The organism is Pseudomonas sp. Sample_14 (assembly GCF_004307515.1).
Taxonomy (GTDB): domain Bacteria; phylum Pseudomonadota; class Gammaproteobacteria; order Pseudomonadales; family Pseudomonadaceae; genus Aquipseudomonas; species Aquipseudomonas atacamensis.
The window spans coordinates 97,701-118,460 of record NZ_RCOC01000103.1; the positions used below are offsets into that span (position 1 = coordinate 97,701).

Genomic DNA, 20,760 nt, shown 5'->3' on the forward strand with positions numbered 1-20,760 from the left:
CAAAAGCCCTGCCCAAGGGCAATTCCTACATTAAAAGCGGATTTTTACCCTGCTCGCGCAGAACGTCTGACGTCTGTCCGCGCGCCTCGTCATCAAGGAGCCCACGCCATGCATGCCATCAGTTTCATTCAGGATCTGGCAGTGATCATGCTGGTCGCGGGCGTGGTAACCGTGCTGTTTCATCGTTTCAAGCAACCGGTGGTGCTCGGCTACATCGTCGCCGGCTTCATCATCGGCCCGCATACGCCACCGTTCGGCCTGATTCACGACGAAGAAACCATCAAGACCCTGGCCGAACTCGGGGTGATCTTCCTGATGTTCTGCCTTGGCCTGGAGTTCAGCCTGCGCAAGTTGTTCAAGGTTGGGGCAACGGCGTTCATTGCCGCGTTTCTCGAAATCATCCTGATGATCTGGATCGGCTACGAAATCGGCCGCTGGTTCGACTGGAACACCATGGATTCGTTGTTCCTCGGCGCGATTCTGGCGATCTCCTCCACCACCATCATCGTCAAAGCGCTGAATGACCTGAAGATGAAGAACGAGCGCTTTGCGCAGTTGATCTTCGGTGTGCTGATTGTCGAGGACATCCTTGGCATCGGCATCATTGCGCTGCTGTCGAGTATCGCCGTCAGCGGCACGGTGAGCTCGGGCGAAGTCTTCTCCACGGTCGGCAAGCTGTCGCTGTTCATGATCGTCGCGCTGGTCATCGGCATTCTGTTGGTACCGCGTCTGCTGGCTTATGTGGCGAAATTCGAAAGCAACGAGATGCTGCTGATCACCGTACTCGGCCTGTGTTTCGGCTTCTGCCTGCTGGTGGTCAAGCTTGAATACAGCATGGTGCTCGGCGCTTTCCTGATCGGCGCGATCATGGCCGAGTCGCGGCAATTGCTGAAAATCGAACGGCTGGTCGAGCCGGTTCGCGATCTATTCAGCGCAATCTTTTTCGTCGCCATCGGGCTGATGCTCGATCCGCTGATTCTCATCGAATACGCCTGGCCGATTGCGGTGATCACCGTCGCCGTAGTGCTCGGGAAGATGCTGTCCTGCGGCCTCGGTGCGTTTATCGCCGGCAATGACGGACGGACCTCGCTGCGAGTCGGCATGGGTCTGTCACAGATTGGCGAATTTTCCTTCATCATCGCCGCGCTGGGCATGACCTTGCAGGTCACCAGCAACTTCCTCTATCCGGTCGCTGTGGCCGTGTCGGTGATCACCACGCTGCTGACGCCGTATCTGATCCGTGCGGCGGACCCGCTGTCGATCAAGCTCTCGGCCGCTGTGCCCAAGCGGCTCGGGCGGGTGCTCGGCATGTATGGCGAATGGTTGCGCAGTATTCAACCGCAGGGCGAGGGTGCGCTGCTGGCGTCGATGATCCGGCGGATCCTGTTGCAGGTCGGGGTCAATCTGGCGCTGGTGATTGCGATCTTCTTTGCCGGCGCATACTTCGCCGAGCGCATGTCGTTGTGGCTGCAGGACTGGATTAGCGATCCGAGCTGGCAGAAGGCTCTCATTTGGGGCGGTGCGTTGCTGGTCTCGCTACCGTTCCTGATTGCCGCTTACCGCAAGCTCAAGGCGCTGTCGATGCTGCTGGCGGAGATGGGCGTCAAGCCGGAGATGGCCGGGCGTCACACGCAGCGAGTGCGCCGGGTGATCGCCGAAGTGATCCCGATTCTCTCGCTGCTGGTGATTTTCCTGCTGTTGGCAGCCTTGTCGGCCAGTATCCTGCCGACCAACAAGCTGCTGGTGCTGATCGCCGTCGTCGCGGCCGCCGTGGCGGCGCTGCTGTGGCGCTGGTTCATCCGCGTGCATACGCGGATGCAGGTGGCCTTGCTGGAAACCCTCGACAACCACAAGGAGTCGTCGGGGCATTGACCTGCCGGGGCGTGTGGCGGATCAGCTTTCCAGCCAGACGTCCCGCGCCCAGTGCCACACCGATTCCCATGATTCTTCGGTGATCAGCTCTTCTTCGCCGGACCACAGCACCACGGTGCCGTCTTCTTCAACGCAGTAGTAGTCGTCGCCGTCCTGGCAGATCGGGATCAGGTCACGCGGCACGCCGGCGTCCCAGGCATTGGCGGCAACGTCCGGCAGATAGGTGTGCGATTGCGGGTCGGTGACGGTCACCGGCTCGAGGCTGCCATAGACCACGTCGCTGACGGTCAGCAAAAACTCTTTGAAGACGAACGGAATGTTGATGAAGAGTTCTTCTTCGATCTCCACCAATTGGTCTTCGTCTGGCAATTCCAATGGAACCGGCACGGGTTCGTTGGCTTCGCGCAGTTGTTCGATGATTTCTTCCACGTCCGGGATCCTCTTGCTTGAATGGCGCGGTTTATATGGGCCGGTTTATACAGTAGCTCGCCATAGATGCAACCGTGAAATGAAAAACCCCGGCCGAGGCCGGGGTTCTGTTACTGCAAGTGAAGCGCAGCAGGGATCAGCCGTTCTGGCGGATACCGGCGACCAGCCAAGGCTGGTTGTCGCCCTGCGGACGTTCCATGTTCCAGCTTTCGCTGAACACTTCGCCCTGGTCGAAACGCGAGGTTTTCGACACGCCGGTGAAGGTCAGGGTGGCGATGGTCTTGTCGGCACGATCGTCGACGCCGTCCAGCTGCACCTGCAGGTTGTCGATGTAGGTCGACTGGAAGCCGTCGCCCAGATCCGCACGCTCACGCTTGAGGAACTCAAGCATTTGCGGGGTCACGAACTCGGCGATCTTGTCCATTTCGTTGGCGTCCCAGTGCTGCTGCAGCGACTGGAAGTGGCTGCGCGCGGCTTCAAGGAAGCGCTCTTCGTTGAACCAGGCCGGTGCATTGATCACCGGACGGGCAGCAGCCGGAGCGGCCGAACCACCGAAGATCGAACCCATGGCGGCAGGCTTCTGCTCGAACACTTCACGCTGCATCGGCGCGCCGGCCGGAGCGAATTGCTCCTGCTGCTTGCGACGACGGGCGGCGATGAAGCGGAAGATCACGAACGCGATCAGGGCCATGATCAGGATGTCGAAGATCTGCATGCCCTGGAAGCCGTCGCCCATGAACATCGACGCGAGCAGGCCACCGGCGGCGATGCCCGCCAGCGGGCCGAGCCAGCGCGACGCACCGCCGGCCTTGGCTGCGGCGCCAGCAGCACCGGCAGCGCCAGCGGTCGCTGCTGCGCCGCCCACGCCTGGAGAAGAAGGAGCCATCTGGCTGGTCTGGTGCGTCGGCGCAGCGCCGGCGCTTTTGCCACCACCAAAGCGCTTGGCGTTGGCGTCGAGGCTCATCGTCAGGCCGATGCACAACGCCATGGCGATGCTAAGAAAACGTTTCATAAAGGGTATTCCCGTTTTGTGGAGACACGCGCGCCATGTTGCACAGCTGAAGTGTTACTGGCTAGCGAGAGAGTGTTTCGGGCTTTTGCCTGACAGGTCGCGTTCAGCTTGGCGAGGCAATCAGCCGATGTACTTTTGTCTGTAGGAAAAGGCGATAGGTTCAGAGGGATTGATGTACTTGCGTCGCATAACCTGCGGGAGCGAGCAGGCTCGCTCCCACATGGGGTCAGTGCCGGTGGTTAGATCGCTTCCAGCTTGGCATAGCCGAGCATCAGCCACTTGCTGCCTTCGCTGAAGTTCACCTGCACCCGGGCCTGGGCGCCGGAGCCTTCGAAGTTGAGGATCACGCCCTCGCCGAAGATCGAGTGACGTACGGCCTGACCGAGCACAAAACCGGTTTCCGGAATCTCGCTGCCGCTGAACAGGCTGCTGCCGCTCATCGACTGGTTGCCGCCGAACGGTCGGCTGACGCTATTGGACAGGCGCACTTCCTGAATCAGGCCTTTCGGCACTTCGCGGACGAAACGCGACACCTTGTTGTAGGTTTCGCTGCCGTACAGGCGCCGGGTTTCCGCGTAGGTCATGACCAGATTCTGCATCGCCCGGGTGATACCGACGTAAGCCAGACGCCGTTCCTCTTCAAGACGCCCCGGTTCTTCCAGGCTCATTTTGTGCGGGAACAGGCCTTCTTCCATGCCCACGAGGAACACGTAAGGGAATTCCAGGCCTTTGGCGCTGTGCAGGGTCATCAGCTGAACGCTGTCTTCGTGCTCGTCGGCCTGAGTGTCGCCGGCCTCCAGCGAAGCGTGGCCGAGGAAGGCCGCCAGTGGCGTCAGTTCTTCGTCCTCTTCGGTGTTCTCGAAGTTGCGTGCGGCGCTGACCAGTTCCTCAAGGTTTTCCACCCGGGCCTGGCCTTTCTCACCTTTTTCCGCTTCGTGATAAGCGATCAGACCGGACTGCTCGATGACGGTTTGCGTCATCAGGTGCAGCGGCATCTCGGCGCACTTGGCAGCGAGGTTCTCGATCAGTTCGATGAACGCACCGAGCGCACTCGCGGCGCGACCGGTCAGGCCTTTGTTGGCCACCAGTAGGCGCATCGCTTCCCACATCGATACGTCGCTGTGTCGCGCATGCTCGCGAATCGCTTCGACGGTTTTCTCGCCGATGCCCCGCGCCGGTACGTTGATCACTCGCTCCAGCGCCGCGTCGTTGCCGCGACCCTCAAGCAAACGCAGGTACGCCATGGCGTTCTTGATTTCCGCGCGTTCGAAGAAGCGCTGTCCGCCATAGATGCGGTACGGGATCCGCTCGCGCAGCAGGGCTTCTTCAAGCACCCGCGACTGGGCGTTGGAACGGTACAGAATGGCGATATCGCTACGGGCCAGACCGGTTTTCAGCGCGCTTTCGATGGTTTCTACCACGTAGCGCGCTTCGTCATGCTCGTTGAACGCGGCGTACAGGTTGATCGCTTCGCCGTCGCCGCCGTCGGTCCACAGCTCTTTGCCGAGACGCCCGGTGTTGTTGGCGATCAGCGCGTTGGCGGCTTTGAGGATCCCGGCGGTGGAGCGGTAGTTCTGCTCCAGACGAATCGTCTCGGAGTCCGGGAAGTCGGAAGAGTACTGATGGATGTTCTCGATCTTCGCCCCGCGCCAGCCGTAAATCGACTGGTCGTCGTCGCCGACCACCATCAGGCTGTCGCCGCCCTTGCCGAGCAGGCGCAACCAGGCGTACTGCACGGCGTTGGTGTCCTGGAACTCGTCGACCAGAATATGCCGGAAGCGCTTTTGGTAGTGCGCCAGCAGGCCCGGGTGATCGCGCCACAGATCGAGTGCGCGCAGCAGCAGTTCGGAGAAATCGATCACGCCAGCCCGCAGGCACGCTGCCTCGTAGGCTTCGTAGATGCCGCGCATGGTGGCCAGGAACAGGTCGCCGCTGGCCTGAATGTGTTGCGGCCGCAGACCTTCGTCTTTCTGGCCGTTGATGAACCACTGCGCCTGACGCGCCGGCCAGCGTTGCTCATCCAGGCCCAGCTCGCGGATCACCCGCTTGACCAGACGCTGCTGGTCATCGCTGTCGAGAATCTGGAAGGTCTGGCTCAGGCCCGCTTCCTGCCAGTGCGCCCGCAGCAAGCGGTGCGCGAGGCCGTGGAAGGTGCCGACCCACATGCCGGCCGGGTTGATGCCCAGCAACTGCTCGATGCGATGGCGCATCTCGGCAGCGGCCTTGTTGGTGAAGGTCACCGACAGGATGGAGTGAGGCGAGGCGTTTTCGACCTGGATCAACCAGGCGATACGGTGCACCAGCACTCGGGTTTTACCGGAACCGGCGCCGGCCAGGACCAACTGACGGCCAACGGGGGCTGCTACGGCCTGGCGTTGGGCATCGTTGAGGGAGTTCAGCAGAAGGGAGAGATCATCGCGCATCGGGGCATTCTAGGGTGCGCCGCAGGCCCGGGCAAACCGTGCGTTGCATTAGCCGATGAAAGTGCTGCCGATGACGACCGGTCGGTCACTGGCTGCAGGCTTCGGCCCGTCTCGCCTGAGGGGTTGCAGCGGTGCGCAAGCGGCGGAAAATTTCCCTGCAATTGTGATCCGCAGCAGTTTGGCATCGGGATCGGCTTGTGTATGCTCCGTCCACGTTTCGGGCGCACGCCCTCCTATAAGAACAAGAACGTTGCCCATGATCCTCAGCGCCGAACTGTCGGGGCCCTCCGTGGACCCCCGGGTGATCCGCAAGCACTATGCCGTCGAAATGGCGGTGGAGCGCACGCGTCTGCTGTATCAGGGCTCGCTGTTGCCCACGCTGTTCATGTTGATCAATGGTCTGGTCTGCGCCGCTTTGCTCTGGAGCCCGCAGCGCTACTTCGTGGTCAGCGTCTGGCTGGTGTGGCTGCTGTCGCTGGTCGCGCTGCGGGTGATTCAGGTAGCTGCGTTCGATTCGGCGATTCCCGATCGTCAGGCCCAGCCGATCTGGTTCCGCATGTTCCTGCTCGGTTCGACCATGACCGGCCTGACGCTGGCGGGAGCCGGCATCGCTCTGGTACCCGCTGACAACTTCATGCAGCAAGCCTGGGTGTTTGGCCTGATCGGCGCGGCAACGCTGTCCGCCAGCGTCGCCTACGCGGTGAGCCTGCCGGCGTTCCTCTCGTTTACCTTGCCGTGCCTGCTGCCAGCGATCGGCTACCTGTTCTGGGGCGGCGACGATCAGGCTCGGGGCTGGGGCTGGCTGGGTCTGATCCTGCTCGGTTCGTTGAGCGTGGTGGCGTGGCAGGTCAATCGGCTGATCGACCGTGGATTGCTTCGGCGTTTCCAGAATCAGCACCTGATCGAGCATTTGCAGCAAGCGCAGACGCGCAGCGAACAACTCAATCAGGAGCTGGGCAAAGAGATCGAACAGCGCCGCTGTGCCGAGGCGCAGTTGCGTGAAGCGCAGGTCGATCTCGAAGATCGCGTGGCCCAGCGCAGCCGCGAACTGGATGCCGCCAATCAGGCCCTGAGCAAAAGCGAAGCGCGCCTGGCGCTGGCGCTCAAGGCCAGTGAGCTCGGATTGTGGGACTGGAACCTGCAGACCGACGAGGTCCATCACACGCAGATTCAGGAACTGTTCGGCCTCGCCCCGGAATACGTCACGGCGCTGCTGCGCGACCTCAAGCCACGACTGCATCCTGAAGATGTGCCGTCACTCAAGTTCGCCCTGGTCGAGCATCTGAAGGGGCGCACCGAGGATTATCAGGTCGAATATCGCCTGCGCCACGGCGACGGCCATTGGGTATGGATCGAGGACCGTGGCCGCGCCGTAGAACGCAGCGCCAACGGCCGGGTGATCCGCATGGTCGGCACTCGCCGCGATATCAGCGCCAGCAAAAGCCTTGAAGAGCAGCAGCGGCTGGCGGCGACGGTGTTCGAAGCGGCCAGCGAAGGCATCGTGATTCTGGACCCGGAATACGCGCTGATCGCGATCAACCAGGCTTTCAGCCGGGTTACCGGTTACGAGATAGACGACATGCTCGGGCGCAACGTCGTCGAGTTGCCGTGCAGCCGCGATGCCCGTCGTCACTATGTGGCGATCCGTCATGCGCTGGAGCAGTACGGCAGTTGGCAGGGCGAACTCGTGGAAACCCGCAAGAACGGCGAGCTGTATCCGCAGTGGCTGCAACTCAATGCCGTGCGTGATAGCCGTGGCAATGTCAGCCACATCGTCGGCTTCTTCGCCGATCTCTCGGCGCGGCGGGCCTCGGAAGAACGCCTGCGCTATCTGACCCATTACGACGAGCTCACCGGCCTGGCCAACCGTTCGCTGTTCCGCGAACGCCTGCACGAAGCCCATCAGCGCGTGCGCCAGGGCGGGCGCCGCAGTCTGGCGTTGCTGCACATCAATCTCGATCGCTTCAAATTGCTCAATGACAGTCTCGGCCATGAAGTCGCCGATCAGCTCCTGCAGAAGATGGCCCGGCGGCTGGTCAATGCCTTGCCGGAAGCCGACACCATTGCGCGCTTGTCCGGTGACGAATTTGCCGTGCTGTTCGATGCCTACGGCAATCTGTCGAGCCTGGCACGGGTAGCGACGCGGTTGTCGGCCAAGCTGCGTTTGCCGCTGAGCGTTGACGGGCATGAACTGGTGGTCAGCGCTTCGATGGGCATCAGCCTGTTGCCGGACAACGCGCGTGAGATCTCGGCGCTGGTCAGCCAGTCGAACATGGCCATGCAGCATGCCAAACATCTGGGCGGCAACAATTTCCAGTTCTTCACCGACAGTCTGCAAGCCAGTACACTCGAGCGTTTGCAGCTGGAAAACCACTTGCGCAGGGCCATTGAAGAACAGCAACTGACGGTGTTCTACCAACCGAAACTGTGCCTGCAAACCGGCCGCATGAATGCCGCTGAAGCGCTGGTGCGCTGGGATCATCCGAGCATGGGCCAGGTGCCGCCGGCGGACTTCATTGGCCTGGCCGAAGAGACCGGTCTGATCGGGCCGATCGGCGAATTCGTTTTGCGTCAGGCGTGCTGGCAAGCGTGCGAATGGCAGCGCCAGGGCCTGGCGCCGATCCGCGTGTCGGTGAACCTGTCGGTGCATCAGCTGCGCCAGGGCAAGCTGGTCAGTCTGGTCCGGCAAGTGCTGGAAGAAACCGGGCTGGCGCCGCACTGCCTCGAGCTGGAGCTGACCGAAAGTCATTTGCTCGACAGCGTCGAACACATCATTGCGACGTTCCAGCAACTGCGCGATCTGGGAGTGAAACTGGCGATCGATGATTTCGGTACCGGTTATTCGTCGTTGAGTTACCTCAAGCGCATTCCGGTGGATTACGTGAAGATCGATCAGGCGTTCATTCGCGGCTTGAGCGAGGGCAGTGCGGACGCGGCGATCACTCGCGCGATCATCGCCATGGCCCACGGGCTGGCCCTGAAAGTCGTGGCCGAGGGCGTCGAACGTGAGGATCAACTGGCATTTCTGCGCGCCGAACACTGCGATGAAGTGCAGGGTTATCTGATCAGCCGGCCGGTAGACGCTGCTTGTCTGGCCGGGCTTTTGCGTGATCAGAAAAATCCGCAGTAAGGGCTACATGCTCCTCAGCGTGCCTGATGCCGGGACATCGAGTTACGCTTTGAGCAGGCAAAATGCCCATTCATGTAGTATAACTACAAGCTTGCTACATCCTTGCCCACAAGAAGAGTCCAGCCCCTTGAATCTGCTGCAACACATCGCCCAGTCACGTCACCTGTTACGCAAGTCGGAGCTCAAGGTCGCCGACCACGTGCTGCTTGACCCTGCGGCAGTGATGCACAGTTCCATGGCCGACCTGGCTCACAGCGTCGGTATCAGCGAGCCGACCATCGTGCGCTTCTGCCGCGCGATCGGTTGTTCCGGCTTTCAGGATCTCAAACTGAAACTGGCGCAAAGCCTGGCCGCCGGCGCCAGCTTCGGCCAGTTCGCGATTCACGAAGACGACTCCGTCGCCGACTACAGCCTGAAGATTTTTGACACCACGCTGCACACCTTGATGGAAGTGCGCGAGAAGCTCGATCCGGTGGAGCTGCAGCGCGCGGTGACGCTGATGTCCCAGGCGCAGCGTGTCGAGTTCTACGGCTTCGGTGCTTCCGGTGCGGTGGCCGCGGATGCACAGCACAAGTTCTTCCGTTTGCTGCTGACCGCAGCGGCGTATTCCGATCCGCATATGCAGGCGATGTCGGCTGTGACGCTGAAGCCTACCGATGTGGCGATCTGTATTTCCCAGTCGGGGCGCTCCAAGGATTTGCTGATCACCGCTAACCTCGTTCGCGAAAGCGGGGCGTCGTTGATCACCCTGTGCCCGAGCCAGACGCCGTTGGCCGAACTGTCGACCGTCAATCTGGCGATCGATGTGCACGAAGACACCGAGATCTACACGCCGCTGACCTCGCGAATCGCCCACCTGGTGGTGATCGACGTGCTGGCAATGGGCGTGGCCATGGCGCGCGGGCCGAGCCTGGTCAATCACCTCAAAAGCGTGAAGCGCAGTCTGCGCAGTTTGCGTTTGTCTCCGAAAGCCGTGAAAGCCCTGGATGATTGAGCAAGGTCGTTCCGACCTTGTTCGCGAGCAGGCTCGCTCCCACAGGAGATCTCCTGAGAACATAAATTCTGGGTCATAACGGAATCAAATGTGGGAGCGAGCCTGCTCGCGAAAGCGTCTTCAACAACAGCACATCCCTGCGCACATTTCATCACATTGTCATCCCCGCGCAGCCAAATCGTCATCCCCCACGCCTATCGTGAAACTCCCGTACTCGCCCTGGGAGACTCGAAATGGCTCAGCCCTACGAAGAACGCAACAGCGCCGCGAAAACCCGTCGTCAGCAGGAAGACCAGCGCCGCATGGAATTTCGCCGCGCAATCGAAGATCGCTTCGAACTTCGCCAGCTTCAGGCTGAGATCGGCGATTTTCCCGAGATCACGCACTGGCAGGCGACGCCTGCAGCTTCCCGTCGAAACGCTCAACCATCGCAATAATCTGCGCCCGCTCGCTGCGGATGAACGCCAGAAAGGCGTGCGCCACCGGTGACAGCCGCTTGGCTTTGGCCTGCACCAGACACCAGCTGCGCAGCAGCGGCAACTCTTCGACCGGCAGCTCGACCAGGCCGCCGGTCGCCAGCTCCAGGTTCAGGGCGTGGCGCGTCAGCAGCGCCAGGCCCAGACCCGCCACCACGCATTCGCGCTGGGCTTCGGCGGACGCTACTTCCTGGGTCTGGGTGAAATGCACGCGCTTTTCCTTGAAATATTCTTCGCAGGCCAGACGCGTGCCCGAGCCCGGCTCGCGGATCAGCAGCGTATACGGCTCCAGATCCTGCAAGCGCAGCGGGCCCATGTGCGCCAGCGGGTGATCCGGGCGCGCCACGGCGACAATCGGATTGTTGAGAAACGGCAGAAATTCCAGGCCCATGTCCTGCGGCACCATCGACATGATCACCAGATCATCGCGATTGTCCGAGAGGCGGCGAATGACCTGGCCACGGTTGACCACAGTCAGCTGCAAATTGACTTCCGGATGCTGGCGCTTGAACGCAGCAAACAGATGCGGCACGAAATATTTCGCGCTCGATTCCACTGCCAGTTTCAGCTGACCCTGCAGCGAACCCTGCATGTCCGACAGTTGCATATCGAGGTTTTCCAGTCGTCCGAAAATGTCGCGGCTGGCGCGTTGAAGGGCTTCGGCCGCCTCGGTCATGTAGAGTTTTTTGCCGACATAGTCGAACAGCGGCTGGCCAATCAGCTCTTCCAGCTGACGAATCTGTAGGCTCACGGCTGGTTGTGTGAGGGACATTTCCTCGGCGGCGCGGCTGTAGGAGCGTAAATCACACACCTCATTGAAGATCTGCAACTGACGCAATGTCATACGCATCAATGACTTACGCATTTTATTCAGGCTCTCACGGAACACGGATACTTTGACTATAAGTGTTTACTTATGCCTGACCCAATTTTTATTCATTTTTGTTAATCCCTCAGCAGCGCTAGTGTGGACCTGCGACTGAATTGAAACATTTGGTCACGCGTCGACCTAGCTCCAGCAGGTCGTGGTGCCACCGGCTCAAGGGAACCTCCAAGTGATAAAAAAGATCCTGATCGCCAACCGTGGTGAGATCGCCGTACGCATCGTACGAGCCTGCGCCGAAATGGGCATTCGCTCGGTTGCGATTTTCTCCGATGCCGATCGCCATGCCTTGCATGTAAAGCGTGCGGACGAGGCCCACAGCGTCGGTGCCGAGCCACTAGCCGGTTACCTGAACCCGCGCAAGCTGGTGAACCTCGCCGTGGAAACCGGCTGCGATGCGCTGCACCCCGGCTACGGTTTCCTGTCGGAAAACGCCGAGCTGGCGGAAATCTGCGCTGAGCGCGGCATCAAATTCATCGGCCCGTCGGCGGAAGTCATCCGGCGCATGGGCGACAAGACCGAAGCGCGGCGCAGCATGATCAAGGCCGGCGTACCGGTGACGCCCGGTACCGAGGGCAACGTCTCCGGCATCGAAGAAGCCTTGGTTGAGGGCGACCGCATCGGTTACCCGGTAATGCTCAAGGCCACCTCCGGTGGTGGCGGTCGCGGTATCCGTCGCTGCAACAGCCGCGAAGAACTCGAACAGAACTTCCCCCGGGTCATCTCCGAAGCCACCAAGGCGTTCGGTTCGGCGGAAGTGTTCCTGGAAAAATGCATCGTCAATCCCAAGCACATCGAAGCGCAGATCCTTGGCGACAGCTTCGGCAACGTCGTGCATCTGTTCGAGCGTGACTGCTCGATCCAGCGCCGCAATCAGAAGCTGATCGAGATCGCGCCGAGCCCGCAGCTGACCCCGGAACAGCGCGCCTACATCGGCGACCTGTCGGTCCGTGCGGCCAAGGCAGTGGGTTACGAGAATGCCGGCACCGTGGAGTTCCTGCTCGCCGAGGGCGAGGTGTACTTCATGGAGATGAACACGCGGGTTCAGGTGGAACACACCATCACCGAAGAAATCACCGGCATCGACATCGTCCGCGAACAGATTCGCATCGCTTCCGGCCTGCCACTTTCGGTAAAGCAGGAAGACATTCAGCACCGTGGCTTTGCGTTGCAGTTCCGTATCAACGCCGAAGACCCGAAGAACAACTTCCTGCCGAGCTTCGGCAAGATCACCCGTTACTACGCCCCCGGCGGCCCGGGCGTGCGCACCGACACGGCAATCTACACCGGCTACACCATTCCGCCGTTCTACGACTCGATGTGCCTGAAACTGGTGGTCTGGGCGCTGACTTGGGAAGAGGCGATGGACCGTGGTCTGCGGGCGCTGGACGACATGCGTCTGCAGGGCGTGAAGACCACCGCCGCGTACTACCAGGAAATCCTGCGCAACCCGGAATTCCGTAGCGGCCAGTTCAACACCAGCTTCGTTGAAAGCCACCCGGAACTGACCAACTACTCGATCAAGCGCAAACCCGAAGAGCTGGCCCTGGCCATCGCCGCCGCCATCGCCGCCCACGCAGGCCTGTGAGGAATACAAGAATGAGCAAGAAAATCTTCGTAACAGACACCATCCTGCGCGACGCTCACCAATCGCTGCTCGCCACCCGCATGCGCACCGAAGACATGCTGCCGATCTGCGACAAGCTCGACAAGGTCGGCTACTGGTCGCTGGAATGCTGGGGCGGCGCGACGTTCGACGCCTGTGTGCGCTTTCTCAAGGAAGACCCGTGGGAGCGCCTGCGCCAACTGCGTGCGGCGTTGCCCAACACCCGTCTGCAAATGCTCCTGCGCGGGCAGAATCTGCTCGGCTATCGCCATTACAGCGACGACGTGGTCAAAGCCTTCGTCGCCAAAGCAGCGGTGAACGGCATCGACGTGTTCCGCATTTTCGATGCGATGAACGATGTGCGTAACCTGCGTGTTGCCATTGAAGCAGTGAAGGCTGCCGGCAAACATGCGCAAGGCACCATCGCCTACACCACCAGCCCGGTGCACACCATCGAGGCTTTCGTCACCCAGGCCAAGCAAATGGAATCCATGGGCTGCGACTCGGTGGCGATCAAGGACATGGCCGGTCTGCTGACTCCATACGCCACCGGTGAACTGGTGCGCGCGTTGAAAGCCGAGCAGTCGCTGCCGGTGTTCATCCACTCCCACGACACCGCTGGCCTGGCCGCCATGTGCCAGCTGAAGGCGATCGAAAACGGTGCCGACCACATCGACACCGCGATCTCCAGCTTCGCCTCGGGCACCAGCCACCCGGGCACCGAATCAATGGTCGCTGCGCTCAAGGGCACCGAGTACGACACCGGCCTGAATCTGGAGCTGCTCCAGGAAATCGGCCTGTACTTCTATGCCGTGCGCAAGAAGTACCACCAGTTCGAAAGCGAATTCACCGCCGTCGATACCCGTGTGCAGGTCAACCAGGTGCCGGGCGGGATGATTTCCAACCTCGCCAACCAGTTGAAAGAGCAGGGCGCTCTGAACCGCATGAGCGAAGTGCTCGCAGAAATCCCGCGCGTGCGTGAAGACCTTGGCTTCCCGCCGCTGGTGACTCCAACCTCGCAGATCGTCGGCACCCAGGCATTTTTCAACGTACTGGCCGGCGAGCGCTACAAGACCATCACCAACGAAGTGAAGCTGTATCTGCAGGGCGGCTACGGCAAGGCACCGGGCGTGGTCAATGAAAAACTGCGCCGTCAGGCGATCGGCAGCGAAGACGTCATCGACGTGCGCCCGGCCGATCTGCTCAAGCCGGAAATGACCAAGCTGCGTGCCGATATCGGTGCACTGGCCAAGTCCGAAGAAGACGTACTGACCTTCGCCATGTTCCCGGACATCGGCCGCAAGTTCCTCGAAGAGCGTGCCGCCGGCACCCTCACGCCGGAAGTGCTGTTGCCAATCCCGGAAGCGGGCGCCGTTGCTTCGGCGGGCGGCGAAGGCGTGCCGACCGAGTTCGTCATCGACGTCCACGGCGAAACCTATCGCGTCGACATCACCGGTGTCGGCGTCAAGGCTGAAGGCAAGCGCCACTTCTATCTGTCCATCGACGGCATGCCGGAAGAAGTGGTGTTCGAGCCGCTCAACGAATTCGTTGGCGGCGGCAGCAGCAAACGCAAACAGGCCTCGGCACCAGGCCATGTCAGCACCACCATGCCCGGCAACATCGTCGATGTGCTGGTCAAGGAGGGCGACAGCGTCAAGGCTGGCCAGGCGGTACTGATCACCGAAGCGATGAAGATGGAAACCGAAGTCCAGGCCGCCATTGCCGGCAAGGTCACCGCGATTCATGTGGCCAAGGGCGACCGGGTCAACCCGGGCGAAATCCTCATCGAGATCGAAGGCTGACATAACAGTCGCGATCCAACGCTTTAAACCTCGGGGGAGCATGTGCTCCCCTTTTTTTTGCCTGTGATTTTCCGACCTTGTCAGGTCATTGCCAGGGATCACATATGGGAGCGAGCCTGCTCGCGAATGCGCCAGGTCAGCCAATAGCATCTTTGCATGATCCACAGCTTTCGCGAGCAGGCTCGCTCCCACAGGAGGCGTGCTTGATCCGTCAGAACGCCATGCGCCATTGACCCGCTACGCCATACGTTCGGCTGTCATTACCTAGCTCACCCGTTAAGCCCACGCCCAGTGTGTGCGCCGCCGAAAGATCAAGGTCGAGCCCCGCATCCACCGCGAGGCTGTTCCGATCCAGTGCCGCCCCGGTCACTTCAAAGCGCTTGCCGCCCTTGCGCAGTTGCTGGCGGGTGCCACTGTCGATGTCACCGTAGGTATGTTTCCAGCCTGCGCTCAATCGCGGGGTCAAATGCATGCCGTTATCCAGCGTATTGACCTGCGCAACACGCAGACCGAAGGTGCTGCTGAAGTTGTCGCGGGTCTGGCCGTAGATTTTCAGTGCCGCGTCGCCGCCCTTTTCGTTGTAGCTGTCGCGCTGATAACGCTGATAGCCGAGGCTGGCGTAGGGCTCGAGGGTGACGCTATCCCGGCCCAGATTGAACCCGACTTCGGCGAATGCCTGTTGAGTATGGGCGTCGTAGTTACCCTTGAGACGATCGCTGAAACTCTTGAACGCGACCCGCCGTGTGCTGCTGCCGTCATGGCTGGCGTAGGTCGCGCCGAGGCGCAGTGACAGCGGGCCATCCTGACGCATGGCGTAGGCGCCGAGGTGCGAGCTGTCGAGATCGCCGTCGTACTGGCGGGCATCGAATTTCGTCTGCGATTTGCCGCCAATCAGGCCGACATGCCAGTGCTCGTCGAGTCGCCAGTCAGCGCCCACGACCAGCCCTTGCGTGGCATGTTGGAGGATACCGTCAGCGTCGCGATCAACCTTGCCGCCGAGGCCCAACGCCTGAATCCACACCCGCCCGGAGTCTTCGCTGCCTGCGGCCTGACGCGGTGAACTGCGCGAGCCGTCAGTAGAGCCGGAACGGTTGTCCAGTTGGCGCATCGCCGAGAGCATGCTCGTACTGACCGGCGTGATACTGCTCAGCGTGGCTTTGGCGAGGTTGGCATTGCTGCCTGCGGCAAGTTGATCGAGGGCGATGGGCGCGGTGGTTTTATCGCTGGTCAGCAGTGCGGCGACGGCCCTGTTGGTGCCGATATCGAAAGCTTGAGTGGAAGCCCCTCGATTATCCAAGCTCTGCGCAATCGAACGAGCACTGCGTGTTCGGGCCAGTTGTTCGAACCCTACATCGTTGCGCACGTAGTGCAGGTTCACCGCGCTTGGCTCATAGGAGAGCGTTGGTGTCATGTAGGCCAGATTGGTGGTGACCTCACCGAACTCGCCATCAATGACGTTTGCAGACAACAGCCGATACTCATTGGTACGAGCGTAGTCGCCCGGTACGCCATAAATCTCGACACGCGCACCTCCCAGGCTCGCGGTGCCCTGAACATGCACGGGATCTGAGCCGCGGTCGGCAGATACGGCGTAAGAAAACACAGCGTCCTCATGGAGCGTCAGATTGCCTTTGATATTGGGAGAGCCGTGTTGCTGGCTGGCAAGCAGGGTTCCTGCGACATATAGCCCCGTCACGTGTCCATAACCGCCAAAAACCGCTCCCGGGTCGACATCGACACCATTGATCGATGCGTAGTTGAGCAGCACGGCGTCGGCTTTGACGTCAGCATCACCCTCGAAAGCGTGACGCAGGGTCCACTGTCCACGTGCGATACGCATGGCTGAGAAATTGCGCGTCTCACCGATCTCGCCGCCTTCTACGGCATTGAACAGCAACCCGTTCGCACCTTTGCCACCGTCCAGGCGACCGTCCCAACGGGCGCCCTTATTGATCACCAGCAGGTCATCTCCATCGCCCAGTTGCAGGGATACGCCGTCGATATTCTCGAGCGGGCTCGAGACAAAAGAGCGCTGCGTCGTGATCGCCAACATGTCGCGTTCAAACGGGTCGACAAGATCGAATTCCTCATCGCCGGTTTCCACCACTACGAACTCTGGAAACTCCAGCCCTTCATAAAAGGCCGGACTGAAATCCTCGATCGCAACCGTCGCGCGTACGGCATCGACCGAAGGCGCGTCAGAGGCCTGCGTGGGCGACGGAGAAGTGTGCTCCAGCGGGCCGATGAATTCCTTGATCGCAAACAAGTCATCAGGATCCACTTTCGGTGTGGGTGTTTTCTTCTTTCGAGGCTTGGCGGTTTTGTCTTCGCTGATCTGCGCAGAAACCTGGACGTCGGGCAGCTGTTCGATGGACGCCTCGGCAGATCCGATCGTCAGCGCGATCGCCAAAGCGAGGTGATGGGGACGGTATTTGTGTAGGGCAGGCATCGAGTTCAACCTCCTTGTATGAAAGGCTCAACTCTATTGCTGCCTTGAAAAAAACGATGTCGGTCGGTTCCTGATGCTGTGCAGGCTACATCGGATCGTTCTGTCGAAAATCCTCGCGGGATTTCGCAAACAGAGCTTTTACGCAGCATCGCCGGTTCTTTTTCCTACGGCTTGGTACTGTTGGCGCATTCTTATCGGAGTGAGGTCAGGCGCTTACCTGCATTATTTTGCATGCACCCTGCCAATGGCTAAGATAGAACTGCATTTTGTTGCAGATATCCTGCAACTGAAACTCCGCGAATGCACTATATTGCATTTATAGACAGTTTTCTGTCCTCCAGCTGCATTTAAATGCATACGGAATCAACATGTACAACCTGACACTCCAGATCTTCACCGCCGGGCAATGGCACGACGCGATGATTCTTGACTTCGATGATCCGGAAAAAGGCTTCGAAAGCCGCTGCAGTTTTGGCTATGAAGCGGACTATCTGGTGGAAAACATCGAGTTGATCGGGTCGCCTTTTTCCCAAGCCGTGAGTGCCCTGTATCCGCTGGATTGGGAAGGTCGGCGCGCGAAGACACCAGCCTTTGTCCACGACATCGCACCGGCGGGCGCAGCCAAGCGGTTTCTGCTCGCCCGCCTGGGTCAGGAAAGACCCGCCGAGATCAGCGCCGATCTGTTTCTGCTGGGTCGCAGTACACCGGCTCCCATTGGCAACATGCGAATAAAGGAATCGGCGGAAGCAGTCGATGAGAGGAAGCCGATCGGATTCAAGCGCGAGGAGGTCATTAGCCGCGACAACCGCTTTCTTGAATATGCCTACGAGCTGGGCGCGGCCATCGGTGGCGCGACGGGGGCAGGTGGGGAAGCTCCGAAGCTATTACTGGCAGAGAACAGCGCCGGGCTTCTGTATCCCGATGCGGTACTGGACGATGAAGAAGTGCGACAGCACTGGTTTGTGAAATTCGCCAGAAACAGGGGCGGGCAGACCGACCAGGACATCCTGCGCAGCGAATTCCATTACTACAAAGCGCTGCAAACATTGGGCATCGAAACGGTCGCGGCAGAAGGCCTGGCCTTGGAAGAGGCGAACAAACCGAGTTTGTGGATGCGGCGTTTTGATCGACAAGTGAAAGATGGGGCGGTGTCGCGCTTTGCCGTCGAATCGATTTATTCGCTGGCAGAAGTGACGACGCCAGGCAGCGCCATGAATCATCTGGAAGTGATCCGCATGCTCGCCGGGCTCTGGCGCAAAGCGGGTCAGGCCAGCCAGATTGCCGGCCTCGTCGCCGATTATCTGCGTCGCGACCTGATCAATAAAATCCTCGGAAACTCAGATAACCACGGTCGTAACACGGCGATCATCCGGCAAGAGAACGCTTTCCAGCTCGCGCCGATTTATGACCTCGCCCCGATGGTCATGGATGACGAAGGCGTGACTCGTACGACCAAATGGCCAAGAGAATTGGAGCGGGCGGGCGATGTCGATTGGCGAGGTGTCTGCCGCGTATTGGCCGATAGCGCAGATCCGCACGATTCGTTGGCGGGGCTGGATGCCTCGGCGCTGTTCGAAGGCCTGCGCGCGGATGCCCGCCGTCTGGCCGCACTGCCGGATATTCTTACGGCCAGCGGTTTGCCCGCCAGAACCATGAATCACCCAAGCGTTCATCTGAAAAATCTCGAGCAACGTTTGAAAGAGTGGGACCTGCAATGAGTCTGACCGTCCTCGAGCGCACGGCGCTCATCGAAAGCATTCAGCAATCACTGGCCGAAGGCACTCTGGAAATCGGTGACGCCGTGCGCCGTTTACGGGTCGAAGTCACCGGTCTGCATCAGTCCCAGTTCGCGAAGATGTGCAAGATTTCAGTGCGCACGCTGGTGCATATCGAACATGGCGAAGGCAATCAGACCCTGAAGTCGCTGAACGCGGTGTTCCGCCCGTTCGGCATGAAAATGGGCGTAGTGCGGATTCGCCGGGACACCATTTGAATGCACCTCAACTACGGCGCACATACGCCTTGCCGTAATGCCGCTCCATCCGTGCCTGAATCAGCTCCAGCCCGATCGACAGCAGCCAGTAGATGATCGCCGCCGTGGTGAGCATTTCGATGTAGCGATAGCTCGAGCGCCCGTAGGACTGGGCGAGAAACATCACTTCCCAGACGCCCATTACCGAGATCAGCGACGAGTCCTTGAGCATCGAGATGAACTGGTTGGTGGTCGGCGGGATAATCGTGCGCATGGCCTGGGGCAGGGTGATGCGCCAGAAGATCACGCTTTCGCGCAGGCCCAGCGCCAGGGATGCTTCGCGTTGGCCGTGATCGACGCCGAGGATCCCGGCGCGGAAGATTTCGCTCAGGTAGGCGCCATAGTTCAGCGACAGGGCAATGATCCCGGCGACGATGGCGCCGGGGACGATGCCCAGTTGCGGCAGGCCGAGGTAGATCAGCAGGATCTGGATCAGCAATGGCGTGCCGCGAAAGAACGAGGTGTAGAAACTGGCGATGCCAAATGCCACGGCGCTGTTCGACAGGCGCGCCAGCGCGGTGATGAAACCGAGCAGCGACGAGGCGATGATCGAGCATGCGCAGAGAAACAGCGTCAGCGCTGCGCCTTGCAGGAAGCCGTTCGGCGCCAGCTTCAGGCCAACGAGGTTGGGCAGCTTGTCGAGGATGATCGCGAACTTCAGGTCGAAGCTGAGGAAGAATCCGGCAAACAGGCAGAACAGCGCCGCCCACGTCAGGTACAGGCGCGTACGGAAACCAAAGAGCTTTTGCAGGCGTGTTTCAGCCACCGGTTGCGGTGGCTGTGGCGGGGTCGGAAAGGAAGTCATTGGCTGATATCGGCGCCGATCCATTTTTGCGACAGCTTGCTCAGGGTGCCGTCCTGTTTCAGTTGTGCGAACACCTCGCGCACCTTGGCGTCCCACTGCGGGTCACCCTTTTCGATGGCTACCGAGTTGGGTTCCGAGTACAGCGGTTCGCCGGCCAATTTGAAGCGCTGGTCCTGGTTCAGGCGCGGCTGCGCGGTGACCAGATTGGTGAGGATCGCATCCAGGCGCACGCCGGCGCCCAGGCCCAGATCCTGGAAGGCGACGTTGTCGGTGTCGTACGGGGCGATCTGCACATCCTCGAACGGATACTGCAACTGCGTATCCTCGGCGCCTTCGATCACCAGGTTTTTGTTCAGATAACTTTCGTAGCTGGAGGCGCTGGTCAGGCCGACCTTTTTGCCGCTCAGGTCCTTGGCGCTGTGAATGCGATCGTCTTTGGCATTGACCACGATTACCGCTGGCGAGGCGTAGTACTCGACCGGGAAGTCGAACACTTCGGCGCGGGCCTTGCTCGGGGTCATCGAGCAGATGCAGATGTCGTAGCGCCCGCTCCAGCGGCCGGCGGCGATCACGTCCCAGGACGGCGTTTCCAGACGCAGTTTGACGCCAAGCTTGTCCGCCACCGCTTTGGCAACGTCGACATCGAAACCGTCGAGTTGATTCTGCTCATTGAGAAACGAGAAGGGCGGATAGCTTTCCATGAGCACGCCGACCAGCTCTTTTTTCTGTTCGACGCGGTCCAGCGTCGCGCCGCCGAAGGCTTGGGTGGAGGCCAGAATGGTCAGGCCCAGGGCCAATAGCGGTTGGAATTTCACAGTCGCTTCCTGTTGAAAAAAGAGGTTGTTAT

15 protein-coding genes are annotated in these 20,760 nt (G+C 60.4%); 8 read left to right on the top strand and 7 right to left on the bottom strand.

Annotation, left to right across the window (positions count from 1 at the left end; translation table 11 throughout):
• Positions 1-108 precede the first annotated feature (108 nt).
• A complete protein-coding gene (locus D8U61_RS26885; RefSeq protein WP_110599748.1) occupies positions 109-1,872 on the top strand; it encodes a cation:proton antiporter in 1,764 nt (587 codons plus the stop codon).
• Positions 1,873-1,893: 21 nt separating this feature from the next.
• Here the strand turns inward: D8U61_RS26885 and D8U61_RS26890 are convergent, their stop codons facing one another.
• From D8U61_RS26890 to uvrD, 3 genes are all read right to left on the bottom strand, one after another.
• The gene (locus D8U61_RS26890; protein WP_007954245.1) at positions 1,894-2,301 is read right to left on the bottom strand and encodes an SMI1/KNR4 family protein; all 408 of its coding nucleotides are present in this window, start codon (positions 2,299-2,301) and stop codon (positions 1,894-1,896) included.
• Positions 2,302-2,437: 136 nt separating this feature from the next.
• Positions 2,438-3,313: a Tim44 domain-containing protein gene (locus D8U61_RS26895; protein ID WP_016772449.1), complete on the bottom strand. Its 876-nt coding sequence runs from the start codon at positions 3,311-3,313 to the stop codon at positions 2,438-2,440.
• A 239-nt stretch (positions 3,314-3,552) separates the two neighbouring features.
• Positions 3,553-5,736: a DNA helicase II gene (gene uvrD / locus D8U61_RS26900; protein ID WP_016772450.1), complete on the bottom strand. Its 2,184-nt coding sequence runs from the start codon at positions 5,734-5,736 to the stop codon at positions 3,553-3,555.
• 256 nt (positions 5,737-5,992) lie between these two features.
• Between uvrD and D8U61_RS26905 the strand changes: the two genes are divergently transcribed.
• The 3 genes from D8U61_RS26905 (at position 5,993) to D8U61_RS26915 (ending at position 10,297) form a co-directional block, all read left to right on the top strand.
• Complete coding sequence (locus D8U61_RS26905; RefSeq protein WP_130928008.1) at positions 5,993-8,866, top strand: GGDEF domain-containing phosphodiesterase; 2,874 nt, start codon at positions 5,993-5,995, stop codon at positions 8,864-8,866.
• Positions 8,867-8,993: 127 nt separating this feature from the next.
• The gene (gene hexR, locus D8U61_RS26910; protein ID WP_007962240.1) at positions 8,994-9,860 is read left to right on the top strand and encodes a transcriptional regulator HexR; all 867 of its coding nucleotides are present in this window, start codon (positions 8,994-8,996) and stop codon (positions 9,858-9,860) included.
• Between the two features lie 233 nt (positions 9,861-10,093).
• Positions 10,094-10,297: a hypothetical protein gene (locus D8U61_RS26915; protein WP_125916905.1), complete on the top strand. Its 204-nt coding sequence runs from the start codon at positions 10,094-10,096 to the stop codon at positions 10,295-10,297.
• Here D8U61_RS26915 and D8U61_RS26920 read toward each other — a convergent pair.
• Positions 10,239-11,201 (bottom strand): LysR family transcriptional regulator, encoded by a 963-nt coding sequence (locus D8U61_RS26920; RefSeq protein WP_125916903.1) that lies wholly within the window; start codon positions 11,199-11,201, stop codon positions 10,239-10,241. The two genes, D8U61_RS26915 and D8U61_RS26920, sit on opposite strands and share 59 nt — an antisense overlap.
• 190 nt (positions 11,202-11,391) lie before the next feature.
• On the opposite strand from D8U61_RS26920, the gene D8U61_RS26925 reads away from it, so the two are divergent.
• A complete protein-coding gene (locus D8U61_RS26925) occupies positions 11,392-12,807 on the top strand; it encodes an acetyl-CoA carboxylase biotin carboxylase subunit (RefSeq protein WP_024014853.1) in 1,416 nt (471 codons plus the stop codon).
• Between the two features lie 11 nt (positions 12,808-12,818).
• Positions 12,819-14,627 carry a sodium-extruding oxaloacetate decarboxylase subunit alpha gene (oadA, locus tag D8U61_RS26930; RefSeq protein ID WP_125927738.1) on the top strand — a complete coding sequence of 603 codons (1,809 nt, stop codon included), beginning with the start codon at positions 12,819-12,821 and terminating at the stop codon, positions 14,625-14,627.
• A 211-nt stretch (positions 14,628-14,838) separates the two neighbouring features.
• Here the strand turns inward: oadA and D8U61_RS26935 are convergent, their stop codons facing one another.
• Entirely contained in the window at positions 14,839-17,076 is a 2,238-nt protein-coding gene (locus tag D8U61_RS26935) for an autotransporter outer membrane beta-barrel domain-containing protein (RefSeq protein WP_130928009.1), read from the bottom strand.
• 368 nt (positions 17,077-17,444) lie between these two features.
• Between D8U61_RS26935 and D8U61_RS26940 the strand changes: the two genes are divergently transcribed.
• A complete protein-coding gene (locus D8U61_RS26940; RefSeq protein ID WP_125927733.1) occupies positions 17,445-18,794 on the top strand; it encodes a HipA domain-containing protein in 1,350 nt (449 codons plus the stop codon).
• Positions 18,791-19,069 (top strand): helix-turn-helix transcriptional regulator, encoded by a 279-nt coding sequence (locus D8U61_RS26945; protein ID WP_071171374.1) that lies wholly within the window; start codon positions 18,791-18,793, stop codon positions 19,067-19,069. Before D8U61_RS26940 ends, D8U61_RS26945 begins: the two co-directional genes overlap by 4 nt.
• A 7-nt stretch (positions 19,070-19,076) precedes the next feature.
• Here the strand turns inward: D8U61_RS26945 and D8U61_RS26950 are convergent, their stop codons facing one another.
• A complete protein-coding gene (locus tag D8U61_RS26950; protein ID WP_071171375.1) occupies positions 19,077-19,913 on the bottom strand; it encodes an amino acid ABC transporter permease in 837 nt (278 codons plus the stop codon).
• Entirely contained in the window at positions 19,910-20,728 is an 819-nt protein-coding gene (locus D8U61_RS26955; RefSeq protein ID WP_095181205.1) for an ABC transporter substrate-binding protein, read from the bottom strand. The genes D8U61_RS26950 and D8U61_RS26955 overlap by 4 nt, the downstream gene beginning before the upstream one ends.
• Positions 20,729-20,760: the final 32 nt, after the last annotated feature.

Coding starts and splice junctions, on each gene's coding strand:
- oadA (WP_125927738.1), top strand. CDS start 12,819: ATGAGCAAGAAAATCTTCGTAACAGACACCATCCTGCGCGACGCTCAC.
- D8U61_RS26920 (WP_125916903.1), bottom strand. CDS start 11,201: ATGCGTAAGTCATTGATGCGTATGACATTGCGTCAGTTGCAGATCTTC.
- D8U61_RS26895 (WP_016772449.1), bottom strand. CDS start 3,313: ATGAAACGTTTTCTTAGCATCGCCATGGCGTTGTGCATCGGCCTGACG.
- D8U61_RS26905 (WP_130928008.1), top strand. CDS start 5,993: ATGATCCTCAGCGCCGAACTGTCGGGGCCCTCCGTGGACCCCCGGGTG.
- D8U61_RS26950 (WP_071171375.1), bottom strand. CDS start 19,913: ATGACTTCCTTTCCGACCCCGCCACAGCCACCGCAACCGGTGGCTGAA.
- uvrD (WP_016772450.1), bottom strand. CDS start 5,736: ATGCGCGATGATCTCTCCCTTCTGCTGAACTCCCTCAACGATGCCCAA.
- D8U61_RS26945 (WP_071171374.1), top strand. CDS start 18,791: ATGAGTCTGACCGTCCTCGAGCGCACGGCGCTCATCGAAAGCATTCAG.
- D8U61_RS26935 (WP_130928009.1), bottom strand. CDS start 17,076: ATGCCTGCCCTACACAAATACCGTCCCCATCACCTCGCTTTGGCGATC.
- D8U61_RS26885 (WP_110599748.1), top strand. CDS start 109: ATGCATGCCATCAGTTTCATTCAGGATCTGGCAGTGATCATGCTGGTC.
- D8U61_RS26915 (WP_125916905.1), top strand. CDS start 10,094: ATGGCTCAGCCCTACGAAGAACGCAACAGCGCCGCGAAAACCCGTCGT.
- D8U61_RS26940 (WP_125927733.1), top strand. CDS start 17,445: ATGTACAACCTGACACTCCAGATCTTCACCGCCGGGCAATGGCACGAC.